The 21,358-nt window shown below is 71.0% G+C and carries 18 protein-coding genes; 2 read left to right on the top strand and 16 right to left on the bottom strand.

Annotated elements, in window-relative coordinates; genetic code table 11:
• Window positions 1-145: 145 nt before the first annotated feature.
• The gene (locus Q9R33_RS16755; protein ID WP_311294455.1) at window positions 146-2,269 is read left to right on the top strand and encodes a S9 family peptidase; all 2,124 of its coding nucleotides are present in this window, start codon (window positions 146-148) and stop codon (window positions 2,267-2,269) included.
• A 44-nt stretch (window positions 2,270-2,313) separates the two neighbouring features.
• Here Q9R33_RS16755 and Q9R33_RS16750 read toward each other — a convergent pair whose 3' ends face one another.
• The 6 genes from Q9R33_RS16750 to coaBC all read right to left on the bottom strand — a co-directional run bounded on the left by Q9R33_RS16750 (window position 2,314) and on the right by coaBC (window position 11,894).
• Window positions 2,314-5,253, bottom strand: coding sequence for a LuxR C-terminal-related transcriptional regulator (locus Q9R33_RS16750; RefSeq protein WP_311294454.1), 2,940 nt, complete (start codon window positions 5,251-5,253; stop codon window positions 2,314-2,316).
• Window positions 5,254-5,349: 96 nt separating this feature from the next.
• Window positions 5,350-6,378, bottom strand: a complete 1,029-nt coding sequence (locus Q9R33_RS16745; RefSeq protein WP_056370176.1) for an ATP-dependent 6-phosphofructokinase — start codon at window positions 6,376-6,378, stop codon at window positions 5,350-5,352.
• Between the two features lie 161 nt (window positions 6,379-6,539).
• The gene (locus Q9R33_RS16740) at window positions 6,540-8,693 is read right to left on the bottom strand and encodes a DEAD/DEAH box helicase (RefSeq protein ID WP_311294453.1); all 2,154 of its coding nucleotides are present in this window, start codon (window positions 8,691-8,693) and stop codon (window positions 6,540-6,542) included.
• A gap of 238 nt (window positions 8,694-8,931) precedes the next feature.
• Complete coding sequence (locus Q9R33_RS16735) at window positions 8,932-9,570, bottom strand: hypothetical protein (protein ID WP_311294517.1); 639 nt, start codon at window positions 9,568-9,570, stop codon at window positions 8,932-8,934.
• 111 nt (window positions 9,571-9,681) lie between these two features.
• Entirely contained in the window at window positions 9,682-10,578 is an 897-nt protein-coding gene (locus tag Q9R33_RS16730; RefSeq protein WP_311294452.1) for a glycerophosphodiester phosphodiesterase family protein, read from the bottom strand.
• 80 nt (window positions 10,579-10,658) lie between these two features.
• Complete coding sequence (coaBC, locus tag Q9R33_RS16725) at window positions 10,659-11,894, bottom strand: bifunctional phosphopantothenoylcysteine decarboxylase/phosphopantothenate--cysteine ligase CoaBC (RefSeq protein WP_311294451.1); 1,236 nt, start codon at window positions 11,892-11,894, stop codon at window positions 10,659-10,661.
• A gap of 70 nt (window positions 11,895-11,964) precedes the next feature.
• Here coaBC and Q9R33_RS16720 point away from each other — a divergent pair, with 70 nt between their 5' ends.
• Window positions 11,965-12,681: an NRDE family protein gene (locus Q9R33_RS16720; RefSeq protein ID WP_311294450.1), complete on the top strand. Its 717-nt coding sequence runs from the start codon at window positions 11,965-11,967 to the stop codon at window positions 12,679-12,681.
• Between the two features lie 246 nt (window positions 12,682-12,927).
• Here Q9R33_RS16720 and Q9R33_RS16715 read toward each other — a convergent pair whose 3' ends face one another.
• The 10 genes from Q9R33_RS16715 to Q9R33_RS16670 form a co-directional block, all read right to left on the bottom strand.
• Window positions 12,928-13,791: an aldehyde dehydrogenase family protein gene (locus Q9R33_RS16715; RefSeq protein ID WP_310248275.1), complete on the bottom strand. Its 864-nt coding sequence runs from the start codon at window positions 13,789-13,791 to the stop codon at window positions 12,928-12,930.
• A complete protein-coding gene (locus Q9R33_RS16710) occupies window positions 13,788-15,284 on the bottom strand; it encodes an aldehyde dehydrogenase family protein (protein ID WP_311294449.1) in 1,497 nt (498 codons plus the stop codon). Before Q9R33_RS16710 ends, Q9R33_RS16715 begins: the two co-directional genes overlap by 4 nt.
• Window positions 15,285-15,298: 14 nt before the next feature.
• Window positions 15,299-16,306, bottom strand: coding sequence for a deoxyribose-phosphate aldolase (gene deoC / locus Q9R33_RS16705; RefSeq protein WP_311294448.1), 1,008 nt, complete (start codon window positions 16,304-16,306; stop codon window positions 15,299-15,301).
• Window positions 16,307-16,358: 52 nt separating this feature from the next.
• Entirely contained in the window at window positions 16,359-17,303 is a 945-nt protein-coding gene (locus tag Q9R33_RS16700; RefSeq protein ID WP_311294447.1) for a sugar-binding domain-containing protein, read from the bottom strand.
• Between the two features lie 95 nt (window positions 17,304-17,398).
• Entirely contained in the window at window positions 17,399-17,791 is a 393-nt protein-coding gene (locus Q9R33_RS16695) for a hypothetical protein (protein WP_056370196.1), read from the bottom strand.
• Between the two features lie 85 nt (window positions 17,792-17,876).
• Window positions 17,877-18,848 (bottom strand): bifunctional riboflavin kinase/FAD synthetase, encoded by a 972-nt coding sequence (locus Q9R33_RS16690; RefSeq protein WP_056370199.1) that lies wholly within the window; start codon window positions 18,846-18,848, stop codon window positions 17,877-17,879.
• A complete protein-coding gene (locus Q9R33_RS16685) occupies window positions 18,845-19,264 on the bottom strand; it encodes a hypothetical protein (protein WP_310248606.1) in 420 nt (139 codons plus the stop codon). Before Q9R33_RS16685 ends, Q9R33_RS16690 begins: the two co-directional genes overlap by 4 nt.
• Window positions 19,265-19,332: 68 nt before the next feature.
• Complete coding sequence (locus Q9R33_RS16680) at window positions 19,333-19,701, bottom strand: hypothetical protein (protein WP_045296346.1); 369 nt, start codon at window positions 19,699-19,701, stop codon at window positions 19,333-19,335.
• Complete coding sequence (gene truB / locus Q9R33_RS16675) at window positions 19,698-20,603, bottom strand: tRNA pseudouridine(55) synthase TruB (protein WP_311294446.1); 906 nt, start codon at window positions 20,601-20,603, stop codon at window positions 19,698-19,700. Before truB ends, Q9R33_RS16680 begins: the two co-directional genes overlap by 4 nt.
• Window positions 20,603-21,283 carry a uridine kinase gene (locus Q9R33_RS16670; RefSeq protein ID WP_311294445.1) on the bottom strand — a complete coding sequence of 227 codons (681 nt, stop codon included), beginning with the start codon at window positions 21,281-21,283 and terminating at the stop codon, window positions 20,603-20,605. The genes truB and Q9R33_RS16670 overlap by 1 nt, the downstream gene beginning before the upstream one ends.
• Between the last annotated feature and the right edge of the window lie 75 nt (window positions 21,284-21,358).

Genomic DNA, 21,358 nt, shown 5'->3' with positions numbered 1-21,358 from the left:
GAGGAGGAGTGGAGAAAGAGTGTGCCGACGAGATCGACGCGACGAACGAACAGTTCACCAAGAGTTCAGGAACCGGCAACCGGCCAGGAAGAATCCTACATCGGCGACCCTGACGGTCAACTCAGCAGGCGACTAGCGTGGAACGGTGACTCTCAGCGACTCCGCACCCGCCCCGTCCGCCCCTGTCGCCGGCATCCGTCCGATCGTTCGATCCCATCACGGCGACGACGTCGAAGACCGCTACGAGTGGTTCCGCGAGAAGGAGGATTCCGCCGTCATCGCGCACCTGGAAGCCGAGAACGCGTACACGCAGCAGCGCACCGCGCACCTCGACGCTCTGCGCGAGCGCATCTTCGGCGAGATCAAGGGCCGCACGCTCGAGACCGACCTCTCGGTGCCGACCCGCCGGGGCGAGTGGTGGTACTACGGCCGCACGCTCGAGGGCAAGCAGTACGGCATCCAGTGCCGCGCTCCGCTCGCGTCCGCCGACGACTGGACGCCTCCTGAGCTCTCCCCCGACGTCGAGGTCGCAGGCGAGCAGATCCTCCTCGACGGCAACATCGAGGCCGAGGGCCACGAGTTCTTCTCGCTCGGAAGCTTCGAGGTCTCCAACGACGGCACGCTGATGCTCTACGGCGTCGACGTCGCGGGCGACGAGCGCTACACGGTGCGCGTGCGCAACCTCGTGACGGGCGAGCAGCTCCCCGACGAGATCCCCGACACCTTCGCAGGCGCGACCTTCTCGCCCGACGGCCGCTTCATCGTCTACACGACCGTCGACGACGCGTGGCGTCCCGACACCGTCTGGCTGCATGAGCTCGGCACGGCCGTCGACGACGACGCGAAGCTCTTCCATGAGCCCGACGAGAAGTACTGGGTGGGCGCCGGGTTCACGCGCAGCGACCGCTTCCTCGTGATCGGTCTCGGCTCTTCGATCACGAGCGAGGAATGGCTGCTGGATGCCGACGACCTCCGTGGCGAGCCGCGCGTGGTGTGGCCCCGCACCGAGGGGGTCGAATACGACTCCGAGCACGCCGTCGTCGACGGCGAGGACGTGCTGTTCGTCCTCCACAACCACGGAGCCCTCGATTTCGAGCTCGTGCGGGTGGCAGCATCCGATCCGTCCGGCGACCGTGCTGTCGTGATCCCCCATCGTCCCGGCGAGCGCCTGCTCGGCGTCTCGACGTTCCGCGACTGGGGCGTCGTGGGCTACCGCCGCGGTGGCCTCGCCCGCCTCGGCATGCTCGACTACGCGACGGGCGCCGTCGACGAGATCACGTTCGACGAGCCGCTGTACTCGGTGGGCACCGGCGGCAACCCGGAGTGGGCTCCTCCCCTGCTGCGCCTCGGCTACGGCTCGTTCGTCACCCCCGGCACCGTCTACGACCTCGACGTCGCCACACGCGAGCTGTACCTGCGCAAGCGTCAGCCGGTGCTCGGCGGCTACGAGCCCGACGACTACGCGCAGGCCCGCGTGTGGGCGACCGCCCAGGACGGCACGCAGATCCCGATCTCGCTCGTCTACAAGCGCTCGTTCGGCGACGCGGGCGTGGCGCCGCGCCCGGTGCACCTGTACGGCTACGGCTCGTACGAGCACTCCATCGAGCCCGGCTTCTCGGTGCCGCGCCTGTCGGAGCTCGACCGCGGTGTCGTCTTCGCCGTCGCCCACGTGCGTGGGGGTGGCGAGATGGGGCGCCAGTGGTACGAGGACGGAAAGCTCCTCAACAAGCGCAACACCTTCACGGACTTCGTCGACAGCGCACTGCACCTCATCGACAACGGGTATACCACGGCCTCGCAGCTCGTCGCCGAGGGCGGCTCGGCCGGCGGCCTCCTCATGGGCGCGGTCGCCAACATCGCGCCCGAGCTCTTCGCGGGTGTGCTCGCCGATGTGCCGTTCGTCGACGCGCTGACCACGATCCTCGACCCGTCGCTGCCGCTCACGGTGATCGAGTGGGACGAGTGGGGCGACCCGCTGCACAACCCCGACGTCTACGCCTACATGAAGTCGTACTCGCCGTACGAGAACGTGCGGACGGATGCTGCATACCCGCGCATCCTCGCCGTCACATCGCTCAACGACACCCGGGTCCTGTACGTCGAGCCTGCGAAGTGGGTCGCGCGCCTGCGCGAAGTCGGCGCGGACGCGCTGCTCAAGTGCGAGATGGTCGCCGGCCACGGCGGCGTCTCGGGCCGCTACAACGCGTGGCGCGAGCGCGCGTTCGAGCTGGCGTGGCTCCTGGACGTGCTGGGCGTCGCCGACGCCTGAACCGGACCCACGCATCGAGGGCGGGATCTCTGCAGAGCCCGCCCTCAGTCGTGTGCGGGCGCAGCCGGCGCGCGAGCACGGGCGAAGGCGGCGGCCTCCGTGCGGTTGGCCACGCCGAGCTTCGTGAGGATCGAGGACACGTGGATCGACGCCGTCTTCGGGCTGATGAAGAGCTCACGGCCGATCTGCGGATTGGTCATGCCACGCGCGACGAGCTCGAGGACCTGTGACTCGCGTTCGGTGAGGGACGCGATCCTCGAGCCCGGGTCGCCGCCCAGACCGGCGCGGGCCGCGAGCTGCGCGGCCCACCGCGCGACGAGCGCGTCGCCCTCGGCGCGGGCGGAAGCACCCAGCTCCGCGAGCGTCGCCTCCGCGCCGGCGCGGTCGCCGCACTCGACGAGCGCCTCCGCGAGGCGGAGCATCGCCAGGTGCACGAACTGGACCGCGAGGCCTTCGCCCGCGCGCACCCCGGCGAGCACCGCACGCCACGCGGCGAGGCGGGACTCGACGGCGGCATCCGCCGTCGACTCGGCTGCGACGAAGTCCACGAGCACCGCAGCGACGCCGCGAATCGTCGGCGGTGACACCAGCGCCATGACGTCGTCCCTGATCTGGGAGATCCCGTGGTCCAGTGACGGGTCGGCGCCGCTGACACGGCGGCCTTCTGCCACCAGCCACGCGCGGATCGGCAGCGACCACGGCCGCACCCACGGCTGCGTCTCGGCGGCGCGCAGCGCGGACTCCCGCGAGACGCCGGCGCGCACCAGCTCGAGCCTGCGGCGGTCGTCGGGCTCATCGGCGATGCGGACGAGCGCCTCCAAGAGATCGAGCCTCCGCCATCCGTAGTCCTCGTCCGGCACGTCGAGGACGTCGGGCATCTCGTCGTCGATCACACGCCGCTTCTCGGCGTAGGCCGTCGGTCGATCGCCCCACAGGTCGCCCTCCGCGAGGACGCGAAGGGCCGCCGACCGGTCGAACGGCACCACCAGGAGCTGCAGCGCGCGCTGCGCGTGAGCCTCGCTCTCGCCGAGCCGTCCGAGAGGGATCAGCGTGTGCGCCAGGCCCACGGTCGCGATGGCTCCGTGTCCGCGCTCACGCCCGATCTCGAGGGCCTCGCGACGCATCTTCTCGAAGCCCTCAGCGGCCTCCCGATAGCGTGCCTCGAAGAGAGCGATGCCGGCGAGCACCAGCAGGGCACGGTGCCTTCCGCCCGCGCGCGGTGTCACCTCGAGCGCCGCGTGCGCGGCGGCGGCGGCGAGTTCGTCGTCGCCGTCGTGCACGCGGCGAACCGCCAGATTCGTCAGGCAGATCGCGAGCGTCTCGGCATCGCCGGAGTCGCGTGCGATCGACACGGCGTCCTCCAGCGAGGCGATGTCGTGCCGGCCGCTGATGCTGCGCACGCGCGCGAGCTGCGCCAGCGCGGCCGGTTCCGTGCGGCCGACGAGCAGCGCGTCCGCTTCGGCGAGTGCCTGTTCATCGGCTCGGATGCTGATCCAGCCTTCGCACATCACGAGCCACCAGAGTGCCGTCGCGCGTTCGACCGGGTCGCTCGGTCCGGGAAGGGCGAGCGCTGCGGTGACCACCGAACGCGCCTCGAGGTAGTCGCCGGCGTGCCAGAGGTACTCCGCCGCACGTCGCAGCACCTCCATGCGCGACGCACCGCCGACCCGGTCTTGCGCGTCGGGGACGTCATCCCACCACTCGGCGAGGCGGCGCCAGAGCGCTGCTGTCGTCGACGGCGCGAGTTCGGAGCCGGGCTGGGCGAGACACCGCACCGTGGCGTCGAACGCAGCAGGCACGTCCCCGGACCTCGCCCGATGCTCCGCGACCGCGGCCAGGGTCGAGAACGACGCGCCGGCGCGCTCGAGCGCATCGGCGTAGGCCCGGTGGGCGTCACGACGCACGCCGGGCAGTACGTCGCCGTACACCGCCTCGCGCAGCAGCGCGTGGCGGAAGCCGTATCCGGTCGCCGTGACCGTGATGAGCCCTCGCTCGAGCGCCTCCCGGACGCCGTCGTCGAGGACCGTGCGGTCCCCTCCCGACACCCGCAGGAGGATGTCGTGGTCGACGTCGTCGCCGCCGACGGAGAGCAGTGCGACGATCTGCCGCGCCCCGGGCGAGGTGCCGCGGTACCGGAGCAGCAGCAGGTCGCGCAGTGGCCCCGGCAGCTCCTCCGCCTCGAGCGACACGAGCTCCTCGACGAAGAACGGCACCCCGCCGCTGCGCGCGGCGATCGCGTCGGTGTCCGCACGGGAGAACCGGCCCGGCGCGATCGCCTCGATCTGGCTGCCGACCTCCGCGCCGGAGAGCCGCGCGAGCTCCAGGTGCTCGATGTCGCGGCGGCCCTCGAGCGCCACGACGCCCGACAGCATGGTCCGGCGCGCCACCTCATCGGACCGATAGGTCAGCACGACGGTGAGGTGGCGACCACGAAGGGTCATCGCGAGCAGCGTGGCGAAGGATGCAGTGAGGGCGTCCGCCCAGTGCAGGTCCTCGACGACGACCACGACATGGAACCGCTCGCTGAGGCGTTCCACGACGGTCTCGATCGTGTCCGAGACGAGGTCGGAGGAAGGCTCGATCGATTCGGGCGCGACCGTCACCGAGGCTTCCGCGAGTTCCGGAACCAGCACGCCCAGAGTGCGCAGCACCCCCGGTGATGCCGATGCGACGTCGAGCAGCCCGTCCCCCACGCCGGCCCGCAGATCACGGAGCAATCCCCGCAGCGCGTGGAACGGCGGTGCACCGTCACCACCGTCGACGCACTGCGCCGTCGCCACCACCACAGGCGGATCGTCTGCCGCAGCGTCGGCTCGCAACGCCCGGATCGCCTCCTGGACGAGCCGGGTCTTGCCGATCCCCGCCTCGCCCCGGATCACCATCGCGCGCGGAACCCCGCCTCTGCCGTCCGCGAGCGCGCGGCGCAGCGCCTCGAACTCCCCCTGGCGTCCGATCAGCACGGGACTCACGGCCACCCCAGCCACGACGCCATCGTGGCACGCCTGCGAGCCGCACGTCAGGGGTGCGGACGGATGCCTCGGATCGAGGCATCCGTCCCCTGAGACCTGGCGACGACGAACTCAGCCGAACAGCGCGGCGGCCTCTTCGTAGCGGTAAAGGGGAACGGTGTTGAGCTCGCCGAGCGCGTCGGCGAACGGGACGCGCACGATGTCGGTGCCGCGCATCGCGACCATCTGACCCCACGCTCCGTCGACGACGGCGTCGGCGGCGTGCAGGCCGAGGCGTGTCGCGAGCACCCGGTCGAAGCCCGACGGCGAGCCGCCGCGCTGGATGTGGCCGAGCACCGTCGCGCGGGTCTCGATGCCCGTGATGCGCTCGATCTCGGGCGCGAGGATCTCGCTGATGCCGCCGAGGCGCGGGCGGTTGAAGGCGTCGAGCCCCTTGTCGCTGTAGGCCTCGTCCATGCCGGTGAGGGTGAAGCCCTCCGACACGACCACGAGCGGCGCGCGGCCGCGGTCGTGGGCCTTGGAGACCAGCGCCGTGATCTCGTCGATCGACATCGGCACCTCGGGGATGCAGATGGCATGGGCGCCCGCGGCCATGCCGGCGTGGAGGGCGATCCAGCCGACGTGGCGGCCCATCACCTCGGCGACCATGCACCGCTGGTGCGAGTCGCCGGTGGTGCGCAGGCGGTCCATCGCGTCGGTCGCGATGTTGACGGCGGTGTCGAAGCCGAACGAGTAGTCGGTGGCGCGCAGGTCGTTGTCGATCGTCTTCGGGACGCCGAGCACGTTGATGCCGTCGTTGGAGAGGCGGTTCGCGGCCGCGAGGGTTCCCTCGCCGCCGATCGCGATGATGCCGTCGAGGCGGTGGCCGTACATCGTCTTGGCGATGTTCTCGGCGCCGCCGCGGGGTCCTTCGTACGGATTCGTGCGCGAGGTGCCGAGGATCGTGCCGCCGACCTTCGACAGGCCCTTCACCTCGTGCCGGGTCAGCGGGAAGAAGTCGCCGTCGACCGCACCGCGCCAGCCGTCGCGGATGCCGACGAACTCGAGGTCGTAGGTCGTCGTGCCCTTGAGCACGACGCCACGGATGACCGCGTTGAGCCCGGGGCAGTCGCCGCCGCTCGTCAGGATGCCGATCTTCATTGCTGTGTTCCTCGCTGTCGGGTCGGTGAAGAGGGTCGGCGTCGCTGCCTCCCCTGACACTAGTGCCGGATGGCCCGGCCTGCCACACGGGGCGCTCCGCCTCGGCCCGCACACGACGAGGGGCGGCGCGAAACCCGCACCGCCCCTCGTCGAATCGCGTGTTACGCGGCGCCGAGCGCCTGACGCAGCAGGTGCATGAGCGCCGACAGCTGCACCGAGTCGCTCGACTGCGGGTCGACGGCCTCGCCGTCGAGCGCGCGGGCCGCGAGGCCCTGCTTCGAGTCGATGAGCTCGGCGATCTTGGTGTCGATCGTGTGGGCGGCGATGATGCGCCACGCGGTCACGGGTTCGTCCTGGCCGATGCGGTGCACGCGGTCGATCGCCTGCGTCTGCTCGGCGGCCGTCCACGACAGCTCGGCGAGCACGACGTTCGACGACGCCTGCATGTTCACGCCGACGCCTGCCGCGGTGAGCGAGCAGACCGCGATGCCGACCTCGGGGTCGTTGTTGAACGCATCGATCGCCTGCTGGCGGGCCGTGGTGGCCTGGTCGCCGCGCAGCGAGACGGTCTTGAGCCCTGCGGCGGCGAAGTGCGCCTCGGCGGTGTCCATGACGTCGATGTGCTTGGCGAAGAACACGACCTTGCCGACCGAGCGCTGCAGCTGCACGGCGTAGTCGGCGGCGAGCACCGCCTTGGCCTGGCCGATCTTGCGCACCATCGTGAAGACGTTCTCGGAGCCGGTGCCGGCGGCCTTCGACTCCTCGAGCTCGTTGTGCGCCACCAGGCGGACGATGTCCTCGTCGATGTGGCCCGGGCCGTAGCCGCGATCGCCGCGCGCCTCGATGATGCGCCGGTACTTCGCGGCGAGCCGCTGGCCGAGCTCGCGCTCGGCCTGGCGGATCGACCGGCCGAACTCGTCGTCGAGCTCCACGGGGAGGTCGGCGATGAGCTTGTCGGGCAGGTCGGCGGCGACATCCTTCTTCTTGCGTCGCACGATGCCCATCGAGATCACCGCGTCGCGCGCCTCGGGATAGAACGACTTGTCGGCCGGTGTGAGGCCCGTCTCGTCGAGCTTCTCCATGAGCACGGGGCCGGGCTTCTCGCCGGTTGTCCAGCCGAGGAAGCGCCAGATCGCGTCGAAGTCCTCGACGTCGTTGATCAGCGGCGTACCGGTGAGGGCGAGCAGCAACGGGTTGGGCACCTGCTCGCGGATGCGCGTCGCCAGCGCCAGCACGTTCTGCGACCGCTGCGACGTGAGGTTCTTGATGAAGTGCGCCTCGTCGACGACCATGCCCTTCAGGCCGATAGAGCTGAGCCACGACAGGTGCCGGTCGAGGATCTCGTAGTTGACGATGAACACGTCGGCGAACGCGTCGATGTTCTCGCCGTCGCCGTGGATCACGGTCGCACGACGCTGCGGGGTCCAGCGCTCGACCTCGCGCGCCCAGTTCATCTTGACGACGTTCGGCACGACCGCGAGGAGCGGGTACGCGTTCGCGACGGATGCTGCGAGCACCGACTCCGCCGTCTTGCCGAGGCCCGGCTCGTCGGCGAGGAGGAACGTGCGGTGACCGGCGCGCACCGACTCGAGGAACCGCGACTGGTGCGGCATGACCTCGAGGCCCTTGGGCGACAGGCGGTCGAACTCGGGAACGGGCGGAAGGTCCATCGAGGCGGTCGCGCCGCCGGCGCCGGTCTCGAACGCCTTGTACAGCGGTCCCATGAGCTCCCAGCTGTCGAGGCGGCGGCGGGGCGTCTGCTTCGGCGCGCGGATCGTGAGGTCGGGGGCGAGGAAGGGGTTGGAGTCACGGCGGGCCACGACCTGCGGCGGCACGACCTGGCGCTCGGCGAGGGCGGCGGGCACGACGGGCGCGACGACCGGGGCGACATCGGTGATGATGAGCTCGTCGGGCGCCAGCTCGGCGCCCGACTCGAGCAGCCAGTCGCGGCGCATCCGTCGGGCGACGGGAGAAGTGGCCTGGTCGACCTCGAGCAGCTGGATGAGCGACGTGTCGCGCGCAGCGGTCTTCGCGAGGATGGTGGCGACGCCGTCGAGCCGCTTCAGCAACTCGGCGCGCGCAGCATCCGTCAGCTCGGAGTCGCCCTTCACCCGCGCGCGCTCCTCGCGCACCAGGAACGCGATGACCTGGAACTTGACGCGGTTGGTCGGCCCGAGCTTGCCGCGCTGGGCCTTCGCCTCGACCTCGCGGACCTTGCGGGCGAGGATCGGGATGATGGGGGCCTCGTCGTCGCGGCGCGCGGACGAGGACTTGCGGCGACGCTGCGCCGTCTGGGCGGGTGCCGTGGTCGGCATGCTCCTCCTGAGCGTGAATGCCGGATAGGGGGTCCGGCGGGGATCGGATGACACCGATGGTTCTGCGTGCTCCCGCGGGCGGCGCGAACGCCGTCGCGAACGCGGGATCAGGGATTGGCCGCCGGCGGTCGCGGGCACTCGCTTCTGCGAGCTGCGACATCGTCAGCGGTTCCCCGCGCACCAGTCTAGGGGAACGGGCCCCGGAACGGGGCATTCCCGCGCGGGATGACCGCCGGACTCAGCCCCAGAGCGTCGCCACGATGTCTTCGGTGTACCCCTCAGGGGCGAAGTTGATCCACGCCGTCGTCACGAGTCCGCCCCCGCCGACGTAGTGGGTCTCGCCGCGGGTGTACTCCTCGTCGTCGAGCGTCACGCCCCTCTGCTCGATGCGGCACACGGTGCCGTCGCCGAGCGCCTCGCAGCCGAAGCCCGCCGCGGGCAGCGCCGCCAGCACGGCCTTCTCCTGCTCGGCGTCGACCGCGGTCACGTTGGTCGCGAGCCCGACCTCGCTCGGCTGCCCCCACGAGCAGCGCAGCGTCGGCGCTCCGCCGTGGATGATCTCGAGCAGATCGGCGTTCTCCGTCGACAACATCGTCACGCCGGGGTCGTTGAGAGGCGGGTTCGCCGACTGCAGCTGCGCGAGCATCGCCGCGGAGTAGATCTCCTCGCACCCGCCGGGCACCTCGAAACCGGCCTGGGGCTTCTCCGTCTCGACCGGGGTCGCAGACGGATCCGGCGTCTGGTCCTTCATCGTGATCGAGGGACTGCTCGAGGGCGTCGCCTCGGACTCGGGCCGGCATCCGGTCACGACAGCCGCCAGGGCCGTGAGCGCGACGCACCCGATCACGATCCGCGTCAACCGGCTCTGCACGACCATTCCCACGCCACCCCTCGCGCGCCGCGGAAGACGGAAGGGCGACGCGCCTTCGACCCTAACGAGACAGGCGGACGGATGCCGCGGGCCACGCCGCGCGCGCGAGCACAGCCGTCACGGGCCGGCGTAGGCGCTCTGCCACTCCGACAGCGTGTGCGGGTCGTCGGTGACGATGCCGTCGACGCCGAGGGCCGTGACCTCGTCCCACTGGGAGTCGTCGTTGAGGGTGTAGACGACCACGCGCGCACCCGCGGCGTGCAGCTCATCGACGATGCCCGGCCGCGCGAGCACCGCCTTGCGGTTCACGACGACACCGCGCGCTCCGGCCTCGGCGACCGCGCTCACGACGTCCGACGGGAGCTGCTTCAGGATGAGCAGCCGCGACAGCACGTCCGACCCGGCCGCGGCGAGCGCGAGCGTCCGCGCATCGAAGCTCGCGAAGACGATGCGGCGCTCGAGGCCGCGCGCGGCGACATCGGCGACCGCCGCGTCGACGGCCGCGGCATCCCATTCGCCCTTCAGCTCCACGATCGCGCGCCCGTCGGCGGCGACGAGCGCGTCGAGGAACTCCACGAAGGTGGGGACCGGGGTGCCGGTGAAGCCGCGGTCGAACCAGGCGCCGGCGTCGAGGGCCTTCACCTCGGCCAGGCTGAGGGAGGCGAGACGCCCGTGACCGTCGGTGGTGCGATCGACCGTCTTGTCGTGCATGAGCACCGGCTGCCGGTCGGCGGTGAGCGCGACGTCGACCTCGACGTAGTCGAACCCGGCGGCGAGCGCGGCGGTGATGGCGGGCAGCGTGTTCTCGGGCGCCGTCGCCGCTCCCCCGCGATGACTGGCGATGAACGCGGCTTCTCCCGGCGTCCGCTCGTCCCCCATCAGCTCGCGCGAACTCACGCGCGCAGGAGTGGCGCCGAGAAAGGCGATCACCAGACTCGCGACCGCGAGGACGCACATGACGGACAGAGCGTGGATCCGGTCGCGGGCGCGATCGGATGCCGCGGAGTAGGGCATCGGGCATGTCCTCCGGGGGTCGTACCCCACGTCATCGTCGACGTGGTTCGGACCACTCTACATGCGCCGTTACTTATTCGTTACTTTGTTTTGGCTTGGCTTTCACGCACCATGCGGATCGCGTCCCAGAGGGCCTCGGCGACGTCTTCTTTGGTCCCCCGCCGGGCACCGATGACCTCGCCGTCGGCGCCGATGATCGTGACGGCGTTATCGGCCGCCTCGAATCCCTTCGACCAGCCCACCTCGTTCACCGCGAGCAGATCGGCTCCCTTGCGCGCTGCCTTGCGGCGCCCTCGGTCGAGGAGGGTCTCGCCGTCGCCTGGCGTCTCGGCCGCGAATCCGACGATCGTCTGACCCTCGCGCCTGCGCCGGACGAGCCCCGCGAGGATGTCGTCGTTCTCGATCAGGTCGAGCGTGATGCCGCCGACCGGAGCCGACTCCTTGGAGCGCTTGAGCGGCGACACCTCGGCCACGCGGTAGTCGGCGACGGCGGCCGCCATCACGATGACGTCGGCCCCTCCGGCCTCCGCCGCAACGGCCTCGCCGAGCTCCGCCGCGGTGCCCGCGCGCACCACCCGCAGACCCGGACGAGCGGATGCCGCGGCCAGCACCCCGTCGTCGACGTGGGCGGCGACGAGCACGACGTCGGCTCCACGCTCTGCCGCCGACAGCGCGACGGCGACGCCCTGCCGTCCGCTGGAGCGATTGCCGATGTAGCGGACGGGATCGATCGGCTCGCGGGTGCCGCCGGCGCTCACGACGACCCGCAGTCCGCGCAGGTCGCCGGCGCCGCCCTCGGCTGCGGCGAGCGCGGCGGCGACGATGACCTCGGGCTCCGACATCCGTCCCGGTCCGCTGTCCCCGCCGGTGAGCTCGCCGTCCTCCGGGCCGACCACGATGACGCCGCGCTCGCGCAGCACCGCCATGTTGTGGACCGTCGAGGGGTGCCGCCACATCTCGGTATGCATGGCCGGGGCAACGACGACCGGTGCCGTGGTGGCGAGTAGGGTCGTTCCGAGGAGGTCGTCCGCGAGCCCCGCGGTCATCTTCGCCAGCGTGTTCGCCGTCGCGGGCGCCACGATCACGAGGTCGGCCGCCTGGCCGAGCGCGACGTGACGAACGCGTGCGACGTCGTCGTGGACGGAGGTCGTCACGGGGTGGCGGCTGATCGCCTCCCAGGTCGGCATCCCCACGAAGCGCAGCGCGTCCTCCGTGGGAACGACGTGGACCTCGTGCCCGTCCTTGACGAGCAGGCGCACGAGCTGAACCGTCTTGTAGGCGGCGATGCCACCGGTGACCCCGACCACGACGAACACCCTCCGATCTTGGCACGACTGCCCGAACACCCGGCCCACCGGCCGTACGACCCACCCGAGGAGCGCCGCAATGTGCACCGTCGTGATCCGCGTCCCCGAGTCGCCGGACGAACCCACGCGCGTGCTCGCGATCCGCGACGAGGACCCCGAACGGCCGTGGAACCCGCTCGGCCGCTGGTGGCCCGAGGCGCACGACGGCGTCGTCGGCGTGCGCGATGTGCGCGCGGGCGGCGCCTGGCTCGCGGCCGATCCGGCGGCCGGCCGCCTCGCGGTGCTCCTCAACCGCGCAGACGAGTCGACGCGCCCCGAATCCGAGCTCGTCTCGCGCGGCGGCATCGTGCTCGACGCGGTGGCCGGCCGCTCCCCCGCCGGCGAACCACGGACTCACGGGTTCAACCTCGTGGAGGTCGATGGACCGCAGGCCCGCGTGCTCACGTGGGACGGCATCACCCTCCGGGCGACCGAGCTCGAGCCCGGCACGCACATGATCGCCCACGACGACGTCGACGACAGCGGCACACCCCGCATCGCCCGGTGGCTGGGCGAGTTCCGGGCTACGGAGCCTGCCGTGGACGGACGATGGTGGATGCCGTGGGTCGACGTCCTCGAGCGCTCGGCCGAGCTCGCGCCCACCGACGACGGCGCCATCATCCGCGACAACCGCCCGCTCGGCTACCCCACCCTGTCACTTCTGGCGTGCGTCGCCTCGGTGTCGGTCGACGACGTCGACGTGCACTACGGCGAGCTGCGCGAGCCCGGCCAGTGGGGCGGCCTCCAACTCATCTAGGCGGCGCCTCGGCGTCCGACGCACTGATCCGCGCGTACGCAACCGCGGATCCGCTCCTGCGGACGGACGGGCCGACACGCCGCTTCCGGGCTGTGCCGACCGGCGTGTCACGCACAGCGTCCGCACGTGCGGATCCGATTCTGCGAGCGGACGGGCACCGCCCGCGGCCGGATGGCACGACGGAGCGGGACGGATGCCTCGGCCCGAGGCATCCGTCCCGCTCCCGTCGTCGGCCGTCCCGCGCCGTTACACCAGGCTCTTCGGGTGCCAGACGGTCTTGGTCTCGGTGAACGCGGTGATGCGAGCGAGGCTCGGGGCCGCAGCATCCGTTCCGCTCTCGGGAGGGAGCACGCGCGTCAGCGTCTCGGCCGCGGCGATCTGGAGGTCGATCCAGTCGAGGTCGCCGGCGCCGACGAGGTCGAGCGCGTGCACATCGGGGTGCGACGCGAGCCACGGCGCGATCTCGGCGGGTGAGCCGGTGAGCACATTCACGACTCCCCCGGGCACGTCGCTCGTCGCCAGCACCTCGGCGAGGGAGATCGCCGACAGCGGGTAGCGCTGCGACGCCACCACGACGACCGAGTTGCCGGTCACGAGCGCGGGCGCGATGGCCGACACGAGACCGACGAGAGCCGTGTCCTGCGGGGCGATGACGCCCACGACCCCGGTCGGCTCGGGCACCGAGATGTTGAAGTACGGACCGGCGACGGGGTTGCCGTTGCCGGCGACCTGGCCGAACTTGTCGCACCAGCCGGCGTACCAGACCCAGCGATCGATCGACTCGTCGACCTCGGCTGCGGCGACCGCGGCAGAGACGCCCGTCTGCTGCACGATCTCGTCCACGAACTGCGCCCGACGACCCTCGAGGATCTCGGCGACGCGGTAGAGGACCTGACCGCGGTTGTACGCGGTGGCGCCCGACCAGCCCTTCACGGCGCCGCGGGCCGAGACGACGGCATCCCGAGCGTCCTTGCGGGAGGCGAGCGCGGCGTTCGCGAGGAAGTCGCCCTTCGGCGTCGCCACCTCGTACGTGCGGCCCGATTCGCTGCGCGGGAAGGCGCCGCCGATGTAGAGCTTGTACGTCTTGGGAACGGTCAGTCGCTTGCTCATGCCGAGACCTCCTTCTTCGAACGGCCGGCTTCGACGCGACGCGCGGCATCGCCGGCCGAGGCTCCCTTGAGGTACGCGGCGAGTCCGTGGCGGCCTCCCTCGCGGCCGTAGCCGGACTCCTTGTAGCCGCCGAACGGCGACGACGGGTCGAACCGGTTGAACGTGTTCGCCCAGACGACGCCCGCGCGCAGCTTGTCGGCGACCGCGAGGATGCGCGACCCCTTCTCGGTCCACACGCCCGCAGACAGTCCGTAGGGCGTGTTGTTCGCCTTCGCGATCGCTTCGTCGGGCGTGCGGAAGGTCAGCACCGACAGCACGGGACCGAAGATCTCGTCGCGCGCGATGCGGTGGCTCGACTGCACGTTCGTGAAGATGGTCGGCGCGAACCAGAAGCCCTTGTCGGGGATCACGCAGTCGGCCGTCCAGCGCTCGGCACCCTCCTCGTCGCCGATGCGAGACAGCTCGCGCACGCGATTGAGCTGCTCGAGCGAGTTGATCGCACCGATGTCGGTGTTCTTGTCGAGCGGGTCGCCGAGACGCAGCGTCGACAGGCGCGCCTTGAGCCGGTCGACGACCTCGTCGTGGATCGACTCCTGCACCACGAGTCGGCTGCCTGCGCAGCACACCTGACCCTGATTGAAGAAGATCCCCGTGACGATGCCGTCGATGGCCTGCTCGATCGGCGCGTCCTCGAAGATGATGTTCGCGGCCTTGCCGCCGAGCTCGAGCGTCACCTTCTTGTCGGTGCCGGCGACGGCCTTGGCGATCTCCCGGCCGACGGCGGTGGATCCCGTGAAGGCCACCTTGTCGATGCCCGGATGCCGCACCAGAGCGGCCCCGGTCGCGCCGGCGCCCGTCACGATGTTGACGACGCCCGGCGGAAGGTCGGCCTGCTGCAGGATCTCGGCGAACAGGAGCGCGGTGAGCGGCGTCGTCTCGGCGGGCTTGAGCACGACCGTGTTGCCGGCCGCGAGCGCCGGGGCGATCTTCCACGCGAGCATCAGCAGCGGGAAGTTCCAGGGGATCACCTGGCCGGCGACGCCGAGGGGCTTCGGGTCCGAGCCCAGGCCCGCGTAGTCGAGCTTGTCCGCCCAGCCGGCGTAGTAGAAGAACCAGGCGGCCACCAGCGGCACGTCGACGTCGCGGCTCTCCTTGATCGGCTTTCCGTTGTCGAGGCTCTCCGCGACGGCGAGCTCGCGTGCCCGCTCCTGGACGAGGCGCGCGATGCGGAACAGGTACTTGCCGCGGTCACGCCCGCTCATCTTCGACCACGTCTTGTCGTAGGCGCGGCGCGCGGCGGCGACGGCGGCGTCGACATCCGCTTCGTTCGCCGTGGCGATGGTGGCGATGTGCTTCTCGTCGGCGGGCGAGATCGTGACGAACGACTCGCCCGATCCTGCGCGGAAGTCGCCGTCGATGAACAGCCCGTACTCATCGCGCAGATTCAGGATGGCGCGGGACTCGGGCGCCGGTGCGTACTCGAGGAAACTCATGTCTTCTTCCCGGTTCAGTCGATGGTCACGTAGTCGGCGCCGGCGTAGTGCCCGGTCTTCAGCTTCTGCCGCTGCAGGAGCACGTCGTTGAGGAGGCTGGATGCCCCGTACCGGAAGAGGTGCGGCTGCAGCCACTCCTCGCCGGCGATCTCGGCGACGGTGACGAGGTACTTGATGGCGTCCTTCGACGTGCGGATGCCGCCGGCCGGCTTCACACCGACCTTCTCGCCGGTGGCCCGGTACCAGTCGCGCACGACCTCCAGCATGAGGAGGGTCGTCGGCAGCGTCGCCGCCGGCTGCACCTTTCCGGTCGACGTCTTGATGAAATCGCCGCCGGCGAGGATCGCCAGCCACGATGCGCGCTTGATGTTGTCGTAGGTGGTGAGCTCGCCGGTCTCGAGGATCACCTTGAGCGACGCGTACGTGCCGTCCTCGCGGCGGCAGGCCTGCTTGACGCGCGCGATCTGATCGAACACGAGACCGTAGCGGCCGGCGAGGAACGCCCCGCGGTCGATGACCATGTCGATCTCGTCGGCGCCGTGGGCGACCGCCTCCGCGGTGTCGGCCAGCTTGATCTCGAGCGACGCGCGGCCGCTCGGGAACGCCGTGGCGACGGCGGCCACACTCACTTCCCCGTCGTCGGGGTCTCCGTGCGCGGCGCCCAGCGCCTCGACGGCGTAGGGCACCATGTCGCCGTACACGCACACGGCCGCCACGCGGGGACAGGTCGGGTCGGAGGCATCCGGATTCAGCGCCTTCGCGACGAGCGAGCGCACCTTGCCGGGCGTGTCGGCGCCCTCGAGCGTGGTGAGGTCGATCAGCTCGATGATCTTGTCGAGCGCCCACGCCTTCGACGTCGTCTTGATGGAGCGGGTGCCGAGATCCCCGGCGCGCTGCTCGAGCCCGACGGCGTCGACGCCCGGGAGCCCGTGGAGGTAGCGCCGCAGTGTCGTGTCGTCGGGCTGCCCCCCGAGCAGCTCGACGGCCCTCTCGGGCAGCGTCACGATGGAGGTGCCTGACATGTCATGACCTGGCTTTCGTTGGGGTCGAGAGATGGGATGCTGACGCCGAAGCTCACCCGTCGAGCAGGTGCTGCGCCGTGGATTCGTCGGTGATGAGCACGGTGCACAGCCCGGACGCCACCACTGCGGAAGCGATCGCGCGTTTGGGCGCCCCGGCGATCGCGGCGATCGCGATGTCGGCACGGCGCAGATCGTCGAGCGAGAGGCCGACCGTGCGGGCATCGAGATCAGCGTCGACGATGCGTCCGCCGGCGTCGATGTACCGCCCCACGACGTCGCCGACGGCGCCGGCCGCGACGAGTCGATCGATGTCGGGCGTCGTGAGGTAGCCGCTGTCGACATGGACGGAGCCGTGGTCGGCGGCGCCCGCGCTGAACAGGTACGCGTTCGCCGAGCGCGCGGCGTCGAGCACTCGGGCCACGACACGGTCGGCCTCGATGGCCTCCTTCGTCGCCCGCTGCTCGAGGATCGCGGGACTCGGCAGCAGCGCCGCCGTGCCCCCGCCCTTCTGAGCGATGCTGACTGCGGTCGCCGCCGCGGTGCCGGGACGCTGACTCATGCTGACGCCGCCGTTGATCTGCACGACGTCGGTGGCCTGCGACCAGCCGTCGCGCAGGTGGTGTGCGATGTCGGAGAGGGTGCGCCCCCAGCTGACGCCGAGCACGCGTGGGCTCGGCCGGAGGCCGGTGAGGTGGTCGGCGGCCGCCTGGGCGACCCGCTGCTGGAGCTCGTCCTCGCTGCGGACGCCCGCGCGCGAGACCACGACGGCGTCGGCCAGCCCGCGCTCCTCGCGGAGGCGCCGCTCCAGCTGCGGACGGCGCGCGCGGGAGTGGAGGATCTCGATGCGGACGAAGCCCTCGTCCTTCGCCTGGGTGAGCAGGCGCCCGACCTTCCAGCGCGTGATCTGGAGATTGCGGCCGATCTCCTCCTGCGTGAGGTTCTCCTCGTAATAGAGCTCGGCCGCGCGGATCGAGAGAAGTTCGTCGACGGCGTCCACGGTCCTCCTTCCGTCGTCTTCTCCAGGCTGACACAGTCCGCGGCCGGTCGCCAACATCTGAACAAACTTTGCTCACATGAGCACGATGCTCAGGATCAAGAGGCGGGACGGATGCCTCCACCGCCCGTCGACGCCGGCGGCGCGGCGGTGACCTTCGCGTGCCGCAGCAGGACGAAGACGCCGATCCCCACGACCACGACGAACGCGATCGACAGCGTCGTGAACGCGAACCAGTTGTCATCGAGCGCCAGAACGATGGCCGCCGACACGACCGCGATCGCGGCCGCGATGAGCTTCGACGCGAACTTCATGCCGATGCCCGGTGTCAGCCGCCCTGCCGGCGAGTCGCCGCGCGCGAGGATGAGATCCGCGAACGCGTCGAGGGTCGCCAGCAGCGAGGCGGAGTACGCGACCGCGCACCCCAGCGCACCCCACAGGTTGGGGGAATCAGCGGCACCGGCGGCCGCCAGCAGGTCCAGCGCGTGCACGCCTCGATCGTAGGGGCGAGCGGGTGCGCCGGTCTACGGGTCGAGGAAGGCACCGGCGAACGGACGGATGCCACGGCCCGGCGCGTCAGGCCAGTTGGCGCCGCACCCGCACGATGTCGTCGCCCATCTGCGCGATGAGCGGCTCGATCCCCTCGAACGCGACCATCCCCCGGACCCGCGACACGAACTCGATCTCGACGATGTGTCCGTAGAGGTCGAGGTCGGTCTCGTCGAGCACGTACGCCTCGACCTGGCGGACTGTCACATCGTCGAAAGTGGGGTTCGTTCCGATGCTGATCGCCGCCGGATACCGCACGCTGCTGCGCGGCTCGGACGCCCCGGCACGAGGCATCCCCTCGTCCACCAGCCATCCCGCGTAGACGCCCTCGGCGGGCACGAACCCCTCGAGGTCGGCCGAGAGGTTCGCGGTCGGGAAGCCGAGCTCACGTCCGCGCTTGAGTCCGTGGACGACTTCGCCGCGCACGGAGTGAGGGCGACCGAGCAGACGCGTCGCGCCGGCGACGTCGCCGGTGTCGAGCAGTTCGCGCACCCATGTCGACGAGACGCGGCGGCCGGCGTCGATGGCGCGCACGTCGTCGACGACGTCGACCTCGAAGCCGAACTCGGGTCCGAGTTCGCGCAGCAGCTCGGGGTTTCCGGCGCCGCCGCGGCCGAATCGGAAGTCCGCGCCGACCATCACGATCCGCACGCCGAGGGCGCCCACGAGCACGTGCTCGACGAACTCGCGTGCGCTCAGGTCCGCGAGCGCGCGATCGAACGTGAGCATGAGCGTCGCGTCGACGCCGGCGTCCGCCAGCAGACGGAGCTTCTGCTCCACGCCCACCAGGCTGTCGGGGCAGATCTCGGGGCGCAGGAGCGCCAGCGGGTTGCGGTCGAACGTCACCGCGACGACGCGCGCACCGGAGGCGGCAGCATCCACCCGCGCCCGGTCGATGACCGCGCGATGCCCCGAGTGCACGCCGTCGAACTTGCCGATCGCGACGACGGAGGGGCCGAAGCCCGCGGGCACCTCACTCGGATCGCGGAAGACGATCACGAGGCGACCGCCGCGGGTGCGGGGGTGTGCACCTCGGCCGCGGGGTGGTGCGTCGCGAGCCACCAGATGCCGAGGAACGGCAGCACGAGCGGGACGAACAGGTAGCCCATGCCGAACCACGACCACACCGTCGGGTGGGCGAAGAGCTCCGGCATGACGAGGCTCAGCGTTCCGATGACCAGTACTCCGACGAGCTCGAACACGATCGCCACCCACGCCACGACATACCAGCCGCGGCGGCCGGCGAAGATCAGGGCGAGCGTCGCGACGATGTAGACGACCGCGGAGAGCGCCGACAGCGTGTAGGCGACCGGTGCTTCGTCGAAACGCTCGACGATCTGCACGAAGGACCGACCGGTGGCGCCGAGGGCCATGATCGCGTAGACGATCACGAGCACGCGGCCGATGCCGGTCATGCGGGGGCGAGCGGGTGTGGTCGACATAACCAGACGAGTTTAGTTCTTGTCGCCGGGGCCGCGGCTTCTCAGGCCACCTGGACGGTCCAGATGACGTACATGCGCCACACCATGACCGCGATCGACAGGGCGGCGATGCCCATGATCACCGTGCTCCAGCGGCTGCGCTCGAGGAGCGCCCACGCGACGGCGGCGAACGGCAGCAGCACCGCCGACACGAGATAGACCCAGAACTCGAGCAGGCTCCCCGACGGCGGATTGCCCGTGAGCGGCGCGACGATCGCGATCACGACCTGCACCAGCAGCAGCAGTTCGACGAGCGCCAGCGAGCCGACCGTCCAGTCGCTGGGCCGACGACCTGCGAGGCCGGCGATCACGCAGAACAGCCCGGCAGCGACGGCGACGGCGACCTGCGCGATCGTGAACCACAGGATCATCGGGCGGCCTCCTCGGGCATGTTCATCGCGCTCTTCACGTCGGCGCCGCGGCGCTCGACGATGCCGACGAGCACACCCTCCGGATCGATCGCGGCGGTCGGATTCGCGGGCAGCCGCTCTGCGGCGCCCAGCAGTCGCTTGCCGTGGCGGAGGTCGCGCGCCTCATCCGTGGTGACGTCGAACCTGCCGAGGACAGCGGTGGCCGCGGCCGCGGGGCCGAGGAGCGGCGCGTCGGCCAGCGCGTCGACATCGGCGGCGTCCGCGACGTCGAAGGGGCCGATGCGGGTGCGGCGCAGCGCCGTGAGATGGCCGCCGACGCCGAGCGCAGTGCCGAGGTCGCGCGCGAGCGAGCGGATGTAGGTGCCGCTCGAGCAGTCCACGACGACGTCGAGGTCGACGACTGCCTCGACCCCTGAGCCTGTCGGAGAGCGGCGCTCGGCGAGCACGTCGAACCGCGACACGGTGACCTCGCGGGCTTTGAGCTGCACGTCCTCTCCCGCCCTCGCGAGGTCGTAGGCGCGGCGCCCGTCGACCTTGATCGCCGAGTAGGTGCTGGGCACCTGCGAGATGCGGCCGGTCAGTGCGGCGATGCCGGCGGCGATCTCGGCGGAGTCGAGGGACGAGGCATCCGTCGTCGACAGCGTCTGGCCCTCAGCGTCGTCGGTGTCGGTCGCGACACCGAGCCGGATGGTCGCCTCGTACGTCTTGTCGAGCCCGACCACGAAGGTCAGCAGCCGCGTCGCGCCCTCGACGCCCAGGACGAGCAGGCCCGTCGCCATCGGGTCGAGCGTGCCGGCATGGCCGATCTTGCGCGTGCCGAGTGCGCGTCGCGCGCGCGCGACGACGTCGTGCGAGGTGATGCCGCCGGGCTTGTCGACCAGCAGGATTCCGGGTGCCGCCATCAGCTGCGCCCCACGATCCGGGGGTGTGCGAGGTCGGTGTTGTCGACGATGACGGATGCTGCGGCCCGCGGGTGCGCCTCGTTCAGGTAGATCTCCTGCCCCTGCCGGTAGCGCGCGTTCGAGGGCGCCTCGGGATCCGGATCCGAGCCGTCTCGGAGCGCCATGCGGCCGTAGGCGACGCCGACGGGGACATCGAGCCACACCGACCAGTCCCACAGGTCCTGCAGTTCGGGACGGTTGAGGAAGATGCCGTCGACGACGAGCACCGCGTCGAGCGGAGCGGTGACCCACTGCGACTCGACCGGCGCGTCGCGCGCGACGTCGAACGCGGCGAGCTGGAAACCGGTCGTGGCGGCGGTCTGCGCGCCGTCGCGGAACGGGTCGATGAGCACGCGGCGGAACGTGGCGTAGTCGTACGAGTCCTGGTAGAAGCCTTCCGGGCTGCGTCGCCCGCGCAGGTACCGCTCGGCCCGGGGACGATGGAAGCCGTCGATCCCCGCGCGGAACACGGCGTCGCCGGTCTCGGCGAAGACCTCGGCGAGACCGTCGGCGAACACCGTCTTGCCCGCGCCATCGAGCCCGTCGATCGCCACGATCACGCGGCCGGCGGGGTACCGCCGCCGCACACGGTCGCGCAGATCGCGCCACAGCGTCGTTGTCGGAGTGACGGGCAGGCGCATGCCTCCAGCCTACGGCGCGGCACATGGTGCCCTCTGTCCGCAGATCCGAGGAGATCCGCACACACGAGGCAACCT

The sequence above is a fragment of the Microbacterium sp. PRC9 genome (genome assembly GCF_031844125.1).
Lineage (GTDB): Bacteria > Actinomycetota > Actinomycetes > Actinomycetales > Microbacteriaceae > Microbacterium.
The sequence above is the reverse complement of the archived record's forward strand: the minus strand, read 5'-3'. Positions and strand labels throughout refer to the sequence as shown.